The organism is Desulfosarcina widdelii, assembly GCF_009688965.1.
GTDB lineage: Bacteria > Desulfobacterota > Desulfobacteria > Desulfobacterales > Desulfosarcinaceae > Desulfosarcina > Desulfosarcina widdelii.
Window position 1 is genome coordinate 1005845 of record NZ_AP021875.1, and the last position, 13039, is coordinate 1018883.

Genomic DNA, 13039 nt, shown 5'->3' on the forward strand with positions numbered 1-13039 from the left:
AAAAAACCACGGAAATTAAGGATGATTGATACTATGGCTAAAAAGGCGCCGCCCAGTTTTGAAAAAGCGGTCGACGAACTGGAAAAAATCGTCAAATCCCTGGAATCCGGTGATCTTCCGCTGGAAAAAGCGCTTGAAAAATTTGAGGCCGGCATCAAACTGTCCCGCTATTGCAGCGAAAAGCTGGACGATGCTGAAAAACGGGTCACACTGCTGATGGCCGATGAAAACGGCGAAACCATCGAAAAATCATTTGACGTCGAATCTGAATAACCAAAAGGCGCGCATGTTCGATTTGAAACCCTACCTGGAAGTTCAAAGGCAGCGGGTGGATGCGTCCTTGAAAAGCTACCTGGGCCCTGAAGATGCATCTAATTCACGGGTGACCCAAGCCATGGCTTATTCCGTCATGGCCGGGGGCAAGCGCCTGAGACCGATACTTTGCATTGCCGGTGCCCAAGCGGTTGGCGGCGACCATGAAGCGGTTACCGCCCTGGCTTGCGCGCTGGAGATGGTCCACACCTATTCGTTGATCCATGACGATCTGCCGGCCATGGACGACGACGAGAAAAGACGGGGAAAGTTCACTTGCCACGTTCAATTCGACGAAGCCACGGCGATTCTGGCCGGCGATGCCCTGCTGACCCTGGCTTTCGAAATCCTGGCAACCACCGCTAGCCAATGTCAGGCTGCCGAACATCCCAAGTGGCTGCGCGCAATCGGAAAAATTGCATCCGCTGCTGGTTGTAACGGGATGATCGAGGGGCAGATGCGGGATATCGCCTTCGAGGGCACGGTCATTTCCATCGAACAACTCGAAGCCCTTCACGGACTGAAAACCGGTAAACTGATTCAAGCATCCGTGGTTTCCGGGGGTATGGTCGCCGGAGCTTCGGAAATTCAGCTTCAGGCACTGGGCGCCTATGCCGCCCACATTGGCTTGGCGTTCCAGGTGGCCGACGACATCCTCAACGTAACGGGTGACCCTGAGCGGTTGGGAAAGGCCACCGGTACGGATCAGGCGCGCGGCAAAAACACCTACCCTTTACTGATCGGTCTTGCGTCCTCTCAACACCTGGCCGGCCAACTGGTGGACAAAGCCTTGAACGCGTTAGCTGCTTTTGATAAGAAAGCTGACCCTTTACGTGCAATTGCACGCTATGTTGTTGAAAGGAATAGATAATCGTTTACGGTTATTCGAAACGGGTTGATCTGCGCCCCATCGAACAGTAATGGACACATAGCTTCGGAGCTTACGCCTTGCATCCATCTTCGCATTTGCTCGATACCATCGATTCTCCTGAAGATTTGAAAAAACTGAGCCGCAGCGCTCTGCCTGACCTGGCCAAGGAAATCCGCAAGACCATTGTCGATGTGGTTTCCATTTCCGGGGGGCATCTGGCTTCCAGTCTTGGCGCAGTGGAATTGGGCATTGCCCTTCATTACGTTTTTAACACCCCTCGAGATAAAATTTTGTGGGATGTGGGCCATCAGGCCTATGCGCACAAACTGCTAACCGGTCGCAGAGAACAATTTGCCACCTTGCGCCGACACGGCGGCCTTTCCGGCTTTACCAAACGCAGCGAAAGTTCCTACGATGCATTTACCACCGGACACAGCAGCACATCCATTTCCGCCGGACTGGGGATCGCATGCGCCAAGCATCTGAAGAAAGATACCTCCAAAGTGGTCGCGGTGATCGGAGATGGATCCCTGACGGCGGGGCTGGCCTACGAAGGGTTGAACCAGACCGGCGACACGCACAAGGACAAGGATTTGATCGTCATCCTGAACGACAATGAAATGTCCATTTCGCAGAACGTCGGCGCCCTCTCCTCTTTGCTCAGCCGTACGTTTTCGGCCTCGCGACTGCAATCGCTGCGCAAGGAATTCGGCGAATTTCTAAAATCCCTGCCTCGTATCGGCGAAAACGTTTATCAGTTGGCCAAACGCAGCGAGGAATCATTTAAAACCTTCGTGACGCCCGGGATGCTCTTCGAAGCCTTCAATTTCGAGTATTTCGGGCCCATCGACGGACACAATCTGAACCACCTGATCGATATTCTCAACAATATCAAAACAATCAAAGAACCGGTACTGCTGCACGTCATTACGAAAAAAGGCAAGGGATACCCACAGGCAGAAAAAAATCCGGTCTATTTTCACGGTGTCGGCTCTTTTGACATCGATACGGGCGTTTGCCGTCCCAAGAAAACCAATGCGCCCAGCTACACCGAGGTGTTCGGCCAAACCATGGTGGAACTGGCCAGGACAAACGACAAGATCATCGCCGTTACCGCGGCCATGCCCGAAGGTACCGGCCTGGTTCCCTTTTCCAAGTCCTTTCCCGACAGATTTTTCGATGTCGGCATCGCCGAACAGCACGGCGTTACCTTTGCCGCCGGAATGGCCACCGAAGGCTACTGCCCGGTCGTGGCAATCTATTCCACCTTTCTGCAGCGCGCTTTTGATCAGATCATTCACGATGTCTGCATCGAAAACCTACCGGTGGTCTTCGCACTGGATCGCGGCGGGATTGTCGGCGAGGACGGACCAACCCATCACGGGCTGTTTGACATCTCGTTTTTAAGAACCATTCCCAACATGGTCGTCATGGCTCCCAAGGATGAAAACGAATTGCGCCGGATGCTGGCCACCGCGGTAGCACACAGCGGTCCCATCGCATTGCGATATCCGCGTGGACAGGCCGTTGGTGTGGATCTGGATGAACCCATCGAAACGATCCCCATCGGCTCGGCCGAGGTCCTGGACCGTGGAGACGACATTCTGATTCTCGCCATCGGCAGCATGGTGAGCGAAGCCCAGTGCGCCGCCGAACAACTTGCCGGAAGCCATGCTGTCCAAGCAACCGTGGTCAACGCCAGGTTTGTCAAACCGCTGGACCGCGACCTGATTCTGCCGTTGGCACGATCCATCGGACGTGTGATTACAGTGGAGGAAAATGCGGTTCAGGGCGGATTCGGCAGTGCGATCCTCGAATTGCTGAACGACAATGGCATCTGCAACGTAAAGGTCAAGCGTTTGGGAATCGACGACGTTTTTGTCGAGCACGGCCCGCAGCGCGCACTGCGGAGCAAGTATCGTATGGATGCGGCGGCCATTGTCGAAAACGCCCGAGAGATGATGGAAGATTGAAAAAGCGTATCGACACCCTGCTGGTCGAAAAAAACATTTGCTCCAGCCGCCAACGCGCCAAAGCCCTGATCATGAGCGGCCGTGTGCTGGTCAACCGGCAGCGCTGCGACAAACCGGGCACCCGCTATCCCGAAGATGCCGTGGTCAGCCTCAAAGGCGAGGATCTGCCCTACGTAAGCCGGGGTGGGTTAAAATTGGAGGCAGCCCTGAAGGCCAATCGCATCGACTGCACCTGCATGGTCTGCATGGATGTGGGTGCATCCACCGGCGGCTTTACCGACTGTCTGCTGCAAAACGGAGCCGAGCTGGTTTTCGCCGTCGACGTGGGCTATGGTCAACTGGCATGGAGGCTGCGCCAGGACAGCCGCGTTGTCGTCATCGAACGCACCAATATCCGCACCATGGACCCCACTGTGATCACGCGTCCCGTCGACCTGGTGACCATCGACGCCTCTTTCATCTCCCTTAAGATCGTCGTACCGGCGGCCCTGCCCTTTTTAAAGCCCGACGGAATCGTTCTGGCGCTGATCAAACCCCAGTTCGAAGCCGGCAAGGGCAGGGTCGGAAAAGGCGGGGTGGTCAAAGACCCTGCACTGCACGCCGAAATTATCGCATCGCTGCATGATTTTTTTTCCGAGCTTGCGCTTATTTGCGGTCCGGTCGTCCCCTCCCCTGTCCTGGGTCCCAAGGGCAACCAGGAATTCCTTATCCTGCTGCGACGAACACCTCCGGAAGTGTAACTGCCCGATTTTTTGAACTTGATTTTTTTACGCCTTCGATCTAATAATGCTTGTTTTAATCAAAATCTAACCGAAGTGAAGAAATTTCAATGAAGAGAGGAGCTTGAGAGGGTCAAATGAATGAAACCTTAAGAAACGTTGCCCTGGTTGCCCATGGCGGGGCGGGAAAAACCTCCCTTGCTGAAATCATGATTAACAAGGCTGGCATGACGACCCGCGTCGGACGCGTGGAAGACGGCAACACGGTAATGGATTTCGAACCGGAAGAACTCAAGCGGCAATCCAGCCTTTCCAGCGGTTTCTTTCAGCTTCCCTGGAAAAAACATACCATCAGTCTGATCGACACCCCCGGCGATCAGAATTTCATCTCCGATGCCAAATTGTGCATGCAGGCCGCCGATACAGCCCTCATCCTCGTGGATGCCGTGGACGGCGTCAAAGTCCAGACCGAGCAGGTTGCCGATTTCGCATCCGAATACGAGCAGCCTTGCGCCATTTTCATCAACAAACTGGACCGCGAACGTGCCGATTTCAGCCGCACGGTGGAAGACGCCGTACAGTGCCTGACACCCAAACCCATCATCCTGCAGTTGCCCATCGGAGCCGAAGCGGAATTCAACGGGATTGTCGATCTGATTGGCATGAAGGCCTATACGTATGACGACAGCGGAAATGCATCTGAAATCGATATCCCCGCCGACATGCAGGACACGGTGGAAACCGAGCGAGAAACGCTGATCGAAAACGTGGCCGAAGCCGACGACGAACTGATCGAGCGCTACCTGGAAGGAGAGGAAATTACCAATCAGGAACTTCGCGACACCCTTAAGAAAGGGATCCTCAACCGAACTTTCGCCCCGGTGTTGTGCGGCTCGGCAACATCCGATATCGGGGTGGACCTGCTCATGGATTTTATGGTCAACTGCCTGTCCTCCCCTCTGGAAGGTGCACCGAAAAAGGGCGTCAATCCGGCCAACGACGAGGAGATCGAAAGAGCTCCGGCCCCCGATGCCCCCTTTTCCGCATTCGTTTTTAAAACCGTGGCCGACCCTTATGCCGGCAGACTGACCATTTTCCGGGTGGTTTCCGGTAAACTGGGCAGCGACGGTACCTTTTACAATGCGAACAAAGAAACCAAGGAGCGGTTCAACCAGCTGCTCACCATAGCCGGCAAGGAACAGAAACCGGCAAAAGAGGCCGGACCCGGATCCATCGTGGCGGTGGCCAAGCTCAAGGAGACCAAAACCGGAGACACTTTGTGCGACGACGGCGCCAAGATCCGCTACACCTGTGCCGAACCCATGCCAAAGCTGATTTCCTTCGCCCTAGAATCCAAGGCCACCGGCGACGAAGACAAGATCTACATTTCGCTGACCAAACTTCTGGAGGAAGACACGGCCTTGATCCTTGAACGCAACGCGGAGACGAAAGAAATTCTTCTCTCCGGACTGGGGCAGGTTCACATCGAAAGCACCATCGAAAAACTCAAAAGAAAATTCAATGTGGAAGTCCTGTTGAAAACCCCCAAAATTCCCTATCGTGAAACCATCAAGAAAAAAGTCCGCGTCCAGGGAAAACACAAGAAGCAATCCGGTGGGCACGGCCAGTATGGGGATTGCTGGATTGTCATGGAACCCCTTCCCCGGGGTGCCGGGTTCGAATTTGTCGATGCCATCGTGGGCGGTGTGATTCCCAGGCAGTACATTCCGGCCGTGGAAAAGGGCATCGTCGAAGCCTCCCAGAAGGGACCGCTGATCGGCGCTCCCTGTGTGGATTTCAGGGCGACAGTCGATTTCGGAAGTTACCACGCAGTCGATTCGTCGGAAATGGCTTTCAAGGTGGCCGGCTCCCTGGCGTATAAAAAGGCCTGCGAAGAGGCCAAACCGGTTCTGCTCGAGCCGATCATGAAGGTAACCGTGATTACCCCGGACGAATATATGGGGGACATCATGGGAGACATGAACAGCCGTCGCGGACGTGTTCTGGGAATGGATTCCGCCGGCAAGAATCAGGTCATCAACGCCGAAGTGCCGCTGGCCGAATTCCAGACCTACGCACCCGATCTGCGATCCATGACCGGCGGACGCGGAATGTACGCTATGGAATTTTTGCGTTACGACGAGGTCCCGGCCCAGATCGCCACCAAAGTGATCGAGCAGATCAAGGCCGAGAAGGAAGAATAACGCCCTATTTTCATATTGAAAAAAGGAGAGCCTCGGCTCTCCTTTTTTTTATGTCCTTGTTACGAAGCCGTTATTCCGGTGGAAAAACGATACAACCCTTCGCCGGCGCGTACCCCTCCCAAAAGGCCGTCCACTGATTTTTCAGCCAGATCCGGTTTTTTGCCGACATGCGATTGCCCTGAGGGCAGTCGTAAACGTGAAACCGTTTTGAACGGCGGTTTCCCAGATAGGCATGAAGCGGATGTTCGTTTTTGTTTATTCGCCGCCAGATTCCCCTGCCCTGCTCCATGGACTCCCGCTGGGCGTCCAGCAGTTCGTCGGTCCTTGCGGTATTGGGAAATCGATACAGCACATGGGCGAAGCCGTTGCGCAACAATTCGGCATTCACAAAAAGACCGTCTTCCCGATACACATACGCCAGGACCCGGCCGTAACGGTCCTTTTCTTCACGGTCCGTCTCCAGGCGCATCCGACTTCCTATCACAAGCTCGCGGTTGAACGCCTTTGCCGCTTCCCCCATGGGTTCGGCCAGGCAATTTTCATGGGCGACCTCGGGGGTGTCGATGCCGATGTAACGCACATGCCTGCCGTCTTTCAGTATAATCGTATCCCCATCGGCAACCCAGCGGACTGCGACCCAACTTTGGGCACGTGGTTCGTTCCAGACAATAAAAACGACAAACAGGAAAATCCCTGCCAGCCAGCATGTTTTTCTGAATTTCGTCATTTGGGTTTTAGGCCGCAGACCCTTACGGCACTGTCGTCCAGCATCCGTGCTATCCCGCCCTCCAACTCGGGGACCATGTCCATGGTTTTTTGCCACACCTCTTCATCTTCCATGCAATAATAGACGGTTACGTCCGGCGCCGCCTGACGGATCCAGCCTACCATCTTGCGATACAGGTCAATGCGCAAGGGCTTGAAGTAACGCATTTTGTTGTCCAGTCCGGTGATAAATTCGCCGTAGGCGATGGTGGATTCCGGAAAGCGCCGGGAAATGACTGACTTGAGTGCCGGCATGAAGCGAAAGGTGCCGATGCTGATCCAGACGATGTTGTATGGGTCGATCCGCTGAAACAACTGCTGGACGACCCGGCGGTAATCGGCTTCGCAGCCCGGGTAGATCACCATGGGATCGAAATGAAACGCCAGGGGATAGGCCCATTTCTGGCAGCGGGCGGCTGCTGAAAGTCGGGCGTCCAGGGAGGCCGTGCGCCGCTCTTCGGATTTCATGACTACCGGTGTATTCAGGGACCAGGAGAGAATGGTTTTCCTGCGATGGTCCAATCCCTTGAGGCGGTCGATGGCTACGGTTTTGGTCTTCAACTCGAGGACGGATTTTTCCTGTCGGGAAAAACGGGCCACCAGATATTCGGTCAGATCGGTCCATTTTTCCCAGATCAGACTGTCGGTAAACTCACCGGTTCCCAACCGACCCATTGTGCCTGTTCGGAAAAACGCGGTCAGTTCGTCGTCCAGGTCTTCGTGGTTGACAAAAAACTGCAGCAGCGGCGGGTGGAAATAGCTCTGCAGGATGCAATAGGAGCAATCCATGGTGCAAAAGGAGGCCACGTGCAGGATTCGGTAATCGCAGCACATGTACTCCCGCGTACCCGGGCAGGGTTTTAAAAAGCCGCCTTTGTTGCGGGTCAGATACAGGATCTGCTTGCCGCGCTGAACGGGGTCGTCAGCAGCGTTGATCCATCGATACAGGGTTAGCGGGTCGTTTACAAGTTCGGCGGGAAGATCGATCCGGCGGCAAAAGCGCCTGGTTTCCGGATGATCGGCAACTTCGGCATCGATAAAAAGCTTTTTAATCATCAGTATTTGAGCCGGGTATAGTAGGTTCTTTGGGAGGCGACCAGCGCATCTTTGAGCGTATAGATCCCCTTTTCATTGAGCAGCGGGATGATTTTTAAAAACACTTCACCGGTGGCGATGGCGTCCCCCAGGGCGTCATGTCGTTTGGTCAAGCTCACTCCCAGTCGTTGGGCGATGGTGTCCAGGGAATGGTCTTCATGGGCCGGATGAACGATGGCGGAAAGATGCATGGTGTCCAGAACCGGATTGGTAAAGCGAATTCCGGTGGCTTTTTCTTTCATTTCCAGCATGCGCATGTCGAAGGCCGCATTGTGAGCGACCAGAACCGTATCCCGGGCGAAGCGATACAAAAATGCAAGTGCTTTGTCGACGGTCGGCATGCCTTCGACCATCTGATCGGTAATCCCGTGATACTTGATCGATTCACCGGGGATGGGCCGACAAGGGTCCACCAATTGATGAATGGTTTCCGTGTGCAACAGTCGGCCGTTGACGACACGAATGGCGCCAATGGAGATAATCTCGTCCCCGCCGCGCGGGTCCAATCCGGTGGTTTCCGTATCGAAAACGGTGTAGGTCAATTCACCCAAAAGCCGTTTTTCCAACTCCGGTGCCTGGCCGGTTCGGCTGAAAAGGTCAAAATCGTAAAACTCCGGTCGTTTCTTGAGCAACTGCGCAACCTGACGGACATCCTCGGACGGTCTTTCCGATTGGACCATGGGAATGAACAACCGCAGACAGCCGACGCCTGTCTCCTGGCTGTCGGTATGGGGCCAGATTTCTGCATGGTGGTGTTCCAACACCTCTTTCAAGGTCAGCGGGAGCCCTTCCTGCGGAGCGGTCAGCGGCAGACTGCTCCAATGGCGCAAGGTTTCGATTTTCAATGGCGGTCCGTTCCAGATCAGGTCGACCTGTACCAGGTTGCCCGGCGCAGTCAACCGAATTCGACTGCAATCCTGGTTGAACTCTTTTTTCAGGCGTTCGAGAACAAACCGAATGGCCAGCATCAAAGAGTAGTTGTCCACCCGGATCATGCAACGCGAATCGCATTCGGCCACCTCCAGGTCGATATCCGATAGCAAAAGGGCTTCATCCTGAAGGGCTGCAACGAAATCGGTCACCAGAATGGGAGCCAGCGGCCATCGGGATTTGGCATAAATGCTTGTTTCGGTCAGTTCGTTTCGCAACACGCGGCTCAATGCTTCGGCCTGCTCGGATATAATTCCCAGAAAGTCGTTTTTCTGATCTGCAGCCATGTCGGGGAACTGGACCATCAAATCCGCGGTAGAACGAATCGCTGCAATGGAAGAGCGCAGGGATTTGGCCATGTTTTTTAAATGTTCGTTCAACTGGCCGGTATGTTTCAATTGATGGGTGATGTCCGAGAAAATCAGGGCAAATCCGGCAAAACGCTGATCCTCGTCCAAAATTGGCAGTGTCTCGACCAGAAGCTGGCGCCTTTTTTGGGTGACCACGACAAAATGGGAAGAGACGTTTTTTTTGTTCCGGTCCAGCTTTCGCTGGATCTCTTTGAGGGCATACTGGATCAGGTTCCTGTCGATCAATGAATAGACCGAGCGATGCAGCCCGACGAAACCTTCGGGCAAAGCGGACTCTTCTACATTTTCTGCCTCAAGGTCCTCTTCCGGCCGCTGGGCTTTGTCCAGTACCCGCTGGGCCTGTCGGTTGTACAAAAGGATGCGACCTACGGTGTCGCAGATCAACACGCCCTGGGTGAGTTCGGCCATGATGGTGGCCAGTATGTTTTTTTCCGCCTCGGTCTTGGCCTTTGCGGACTCAACGGTCTGGTCGATAACATGCTTGGCCGTTTCATATTGGTCGCCGCAGGCGTTGATCAGTTCGGCCAGTTCCTTGATCTCCCGGCTGCCGTCGATTTTGAGACGATGCGCCGGGTTGACGGTATTCATCATGCGGGTTTCTTCCACCATTTGAATCAATGGCAGGATGTAAAAACGGAAGAACCAATCCAGGGTGAAACCGAAGGCCGCGAAAAGGAAAACCCCGGTGGCAAAGAAATACCAGAATTGCTCGCTGAACAACCGGATCAGCATCTGTCGTTCAAAGGGGCTGATCTGCCGCCAGAACAAAACGGCCAGGATCACCGCAATGGCGTTGGTAAAAGCGATGCATACGGCTGCGAACAGCCAGAATTTATTGTTCAGTTTCATCCGGAAAGTAGGTCTTTGACCTGCCTGACCACCTCGGCATTGGAAAATGGTTTGGTGATGTAGGCATCGGCACCGAGCGTATTCCCTTTGGCAATATCCAGATCCCGGGTCATGGCCGATAAAAAAACGATTTTAAGGTTCTTTCGCAAGGGATTTTCCCTGAGGCTCTGGCAAACCTGGAATCCGTCCACGGCTGGCAGCATCACATCCAGCAGAACCAGGTCCGGTTCGAACACTTCGATGGCCGTCAGGGCGTCTTCCCCGCTGTGAACCACCATTACGTCGAAACGATTTTGTTCCATCAAAAATTTCAGCGGCACCGTGATGCTGGGTTCGTCATCGACGATGAGTATTTTCCTGGCCATAGTTATCAATACCCCCGATTTTATGGGATTTCAAGATTACAAATGGCGCACGTTGGATTTTGTGGAGCGGTAGAAACGCTCCATCGGTGAATGACGAAGTCAAAGACGACCATCGAAGCGCCCGATGCGGCTCGGGCTTTCGACAATTGGGTGAGCGATGCACAACCGGAATGATCGGCATCGTTTTTTGAATCCCGCCCGAATCAGGCGGAGAGCAATGGTGAAGCGATGAGTTCCATGAAGACGTATGTCAAAAATGTGACCACGGCGATAATGATGCCTACGATATACATGCTGTTGTTCCGATACCGATTCTTATCTTTCTCGTGATAATAGACGGCATCGCAGCATTTTCCGCACCAGCTGCGTTCCCGATCGGTGATGAAAGAATGACCGCAACGACAGGTGACTTCTTTGGGTGCCAGTGACATGATGCGTATCCCTGTTCGGTAGTTGTCGGCGATGGGTACGGGCTTGCCTTCATCCGCACCCATCGCTCCGTGTTTATGCCGAGTGGAACCGGCGGGCCGCGTTTTGTCCACGGCCCGCCGGAATCGGTCCTATCCGAAGAGTCCCCACCCGAAGGATGCCGTCCACAGGATGGAGAAGACAACCAGAACGATCATCCAAATATCTTCTTTTTTCATGGTGAATTCCTCCTTTGGTGTTTCGGCGATTAGGCCTCTTTCACGACGATGTTGGTTTCCTTCTCGGCCCGGTCGATCTGCACTTCGTTGGTGGTGGCCATTTCAGCCTTGAAGCACAGGGCCCACATCATCACGATGCCCAGGATCCACCAGGCGATCTGCCAGGACCACAGCGGGGTGAATCCGGCGAAGGAGAAGGCCTTGTTGCCCAGGATACAGGCCGGACCGATGGCAAAGAAGTACCACAGCGGCGTGGCGATTTTCATTACACTGCGCCACTGCTTGCCGGACGCGCTGGGTTCGTCGATATCATCCAGGAAGGTGCGCACCTCGGCCTGGCGTTTGATGGTTTCTTCATCGTCTTTGATACCGATGCCCTTACAGATATAGGCGACAACAAGACCGCTGGCGGTCCCCCAGAAAGCACAATGCATGGAGAGCGGATTCGGCCAGATCTTGTAGGTCAGGAACACGGCGACCATGCCGGTGAGTACGCCCAGCACGGCACCGACCCTCGGAAACTTGAAGCCCCAGATGACGCCCACCAGCAGCACGTACATGACGAAGCCGAAGGCCGTGGCCAGGGCCCCCAGGATAACCAGGGCCGCTTTGGATGTCATGCCCACAACCAATGCCAGGATGGTCAGCACGGTGGCGAAAACGCGGTTCATCCAGATCTGCTCGGCATGGGTGGCTTCCTGTTTACGGATATAGCGCCAGTAAATGTCCCGCAGCAGAATGGAGCCGCCGGTTCCGATGTAAGGGGCGGCAGTGGAGTGAATGGCGGCAATGGCGCCCATAAAAACGATGCCCAGCATGAACGGTGGCAAAAACTCGTTCATCAGGGTCGGCACAACGGTTGCGTTGTTCAGCCCCTGGAAGGCTTCAATCCCTTTCAATTCCAGAACTTTGGCGCCCATTCCCTGGAAGGCTGTGAAAAAGAACAGCGCGAAGCCGACCACGAAAGTGGACATGAAAGCCTGCTGCCAAGCCAACGGTTTGGGGGATTTGATGCCGAAAGTCCACATGGTGAAGGCCGGCGAACTCTGGATTCCCATCAGGGCGAACATGTAGGTGAGCACCATGACAGCCGTCCAGGCAGATTCGCCCGGTGCGCCGCCCAGGTAGTCGACCGTGTTGATAACCCGCGGAACTTCAAGGAATTTGGCATCCAGATTGTGAACGGCAGCGGAAAAACCGCTCCAGCCGCCGAACTGAGGTGCGGTGACAACAAACAATCCCAGGATGATGATACCGCCAACCAACAGGATGAACTGAATGACGCCGACCCAGGTGGAGGCCTTCAACCCGCCGGTGCACACATAAAACCAGACGATGAACGCCATGAAAATGGCGCCGAAGGTCACCGGTACGCCGGCAATGATGTTGAACAGGGCTGCGGAAGCCATCAGCTGAACGGCTGAATAGAAGATGGAGTAAAGCACAGCGGTGAGCACGACCAGGAACCGCAGTGCCTCACTGTTATAATAGTAGGCGTACATGTCGCCCGGGGTGATGAAGCCGTACCGTTTGCCCATCAGCCAGGTCCGTTTGGAAAAGAAGGTACCGGTGATGGGAATGGTCAGTACGTAAAACGATGCGAATGCATAGGCCAGACCGTCGCGCCAGATCAGGCCCGGATGGCCGATGAAGGTCCATCCCGAAAAAGACGCTGCCGTAGCAGCCAAAAGGAAGGCGAAAAAGGGAATGGATCGTCCGGCGATGGCGTAGCCGGAGGAGGTCTTTTCCGTAAAGTACCCTTTAAGCCCCCAGTAAAAACAGTAAATAATATAAATGCCCAACATGATATATACCCACGTGGTTCCACCCATAACGTTTCCTCCTGTGCCTTTTTGTCAATGGAATTGACCGGCCGCCAAAAAGGTTATCGAATCGCCTGATCGCTCAGGTTTGACTATCACCTCCTTTCGTGGCGCC

The 13039-nt window shown here is 54.5% G+C and carries 11 protein-coding genes; 5 read left to right on the plus strand and 6 right to left on the minus strand.

Features of this window, described 5'->3' with window-relative positions; all coding sequences use genetic code 11:
• Positions 1-21 precede the first annotated feature (21 nt).
• From xseB to fusA, 5 genes are all read left to right on the plus strand, one after another.
• The gene (xseB, locus tag GN111_RS04775; RefSeq protein ID WP_353740196.1) at positions 22-273 is read left to right on the plus strand and encodes an exodeoxyribonuclease VII small subunit; all 252 of its coding nucleotides are present in this window, start codon (positions 22-24) and stop codon (positions 271-273) included.
• A gap of 13 nt (positions 274-286) precedes the next feature.
• Complete coding sequence (locus GN111_RS04780) at positions 287-1183, plus strand: polyprenyl synthetase family protein (RefSeq protein ID WP_155302656.1); 897 nt, start codon at positions 287-289, stop codon at positions 1181-1183.
• Positions 1184-1260: 77 nt separating this feature from the next.
• A complete protein-coding gene (dxs, locus tag GN111_RS04785; RefSeq protein WP_155302657.1) occupies positions 1261-3156 on the plus strand; it encodes a 1-deoxy-D-xylulose-5-phosphate synthase in 1896 nt (631 codons plus the stop codon).
• Positions 3153-3896, plus strand: a complete 744-nt coding sequence (locus GN111_RS04790; RefSeq protein WP_155302658.1) for a TlyA family RNA methyltransferase — start codon at positions 3153-3155, stop codon at positions 3894-3896. Before dxs ends, GN111_RS04790 begins: the two co-directional genes overlap by 4 nt.
• Before the next feature lie 116 nt (positions 3897-4012).
• Positions 4013-6079 (plus strand): elongation factor G, encoded by a 2067-nt coding sequence (fusA, locus tag GN111_RS04795; protein ID WP_155302659.1) that lies wholly within the window; start codon positions 4013-4015, stop codon positions 6077-6079.
• A 70-nt stretch (positions 6080-6149) separates the two neighbouring features.
• Here the strand turns inward: fusA and GN111_RS04800 are convergent, their stop codons facing one another.
• From GN111_RS04800 to GN111_RS04825, 6 genes are all read right to left on the minus strand, one after another.
• Complete coding sequence (locus GN111_RS04800) at positions 6150-6806, minus strand: thermonuclease family protein (RefSeq protein WP_155302660.1); 657 nt, start codon at positions 6804-6806, stop codon at positions 6150-6152.
• Positions 6803-7900, minus strand: a complete 1098-nt coding sequence (locus tag GN111_RS04805) for an SPL family radical SAM protein (protein WP_170302128.1) — start codon at positions 7898-7900, stop codon at positions 6803-6805. The genes GN111_RS04800 and GN111_RS04805 overlap by 4 nt, the downstream gene beginning before the upstream one ends.
• Positions 7900-10089, minus strand: coding sequence for a 3'-5' exonuclease (locus GN111_RS04810; protein WP_155302662.1), 2190 nt, complete (start codon positions 10087-10089; stop codon positions 7900-7902). Before GN111_RS04810 ends, GN111_RS04805 begins: the two co-directional genes overlap by 1 nt.
• The gene (locus GN111_RS04815) at positions 10086-10454 is read right to left on the minus strand and encodes a response regulator transcription factor (RefSeq protein ID WP_155302663.1); all 369 of its coding nucleotides are present in this window, start codon (positions 10452-10454) and stop codon (positions 10086-10088) included. The genes GN111_RS04810 and GN111_RS04815 overlap by 4 nt, the downstream gene beginning before the upstream one ends.
• 203 nt (positions 10455-10657) lie before the next feature.
• Entirely contained in the window at positions 10658-10948 is a 291-nt protein-coding gene (locus tag GN111_RS04820) for a hypothetical protein (RefSeq protein WP_155302664.1), read from the minus strand.
• Between the two features lie 182 nt (positions 10949-11130).
• Positions 11131-12933 carry a sodium:solute symporter family protein gene (locus tag GN111_RS04825; protein WP_155302665.1) on the minus strand — a complete coding sequence of 601 codons (1803 nt, stop codon included), beginning with the start codon at positions 12931-12933 and terminating at the stop codon, positions 11131-11133.
• Positions 12934-13039 lie beyond the last annotated feature (106 nt).

Coding starts and splice junctions, on each gene's coding strand:
- GN111_RS04780 (WP_155302656.1), top strand. CDS start 287: ATGTTCGATTTGAAACCCTACCTGGAAGTTCAAAGGCAGCGGGTGGAT.
- GN111_RS04800 (WP_155302660.1), bottom strand. CDS start 6,806: ATGACGAAATTCAGAAAAACATGCTGGCTGGCAGGGATTTTCCTGTTT.
- GN111_RS04825 (WP_155302665.1), bottom strand. CDS start 12,933: ATGGGTGGAACCACGTGGGTATATATCATGTTGGGCATTTATATTATT.
- GN111_RS04815 (WP_155302663.1), bottom strand. CDS start 10,454: ATGGCCAGGAAAATACTCATCGTCGATGACGAACCCAGCATCACGGTG.
- GN111_RS04810 (WP_155302662.1), bottom strand. CDS start 10,089: ATGAAACTGAACAATAAATTCTGGCTGTTCGCAGCCGTATGCATCGCT.
- fusA (WP_155302659.1), top strand. CDS start 4,013: ATGAATGAAACCTTAAGAAACGTTGCCCTGGTTGCCCATGGCGGGGCG.
- GN111_RS04820 (WP_155302664.1), bottom strand. CDS start 10,948: ATGGGTGCGGATGAAGGCAAGCCCGTACCCATCGCCGACAACTACCGA.
- GN111_RS04805 (WP_170302128.1), bottom strand. CDS start 7,900: ATGATTAAAAAGCTTTTTATCGATGCCGAAGTTGCCGATCATCCGGAA.
- xseB (WP_353740196.1), top strand. CDS start 22: ATGATTGATACTATGGCTAAAAAGGCGCCGCCCAGTTTTGAAAAAGCG.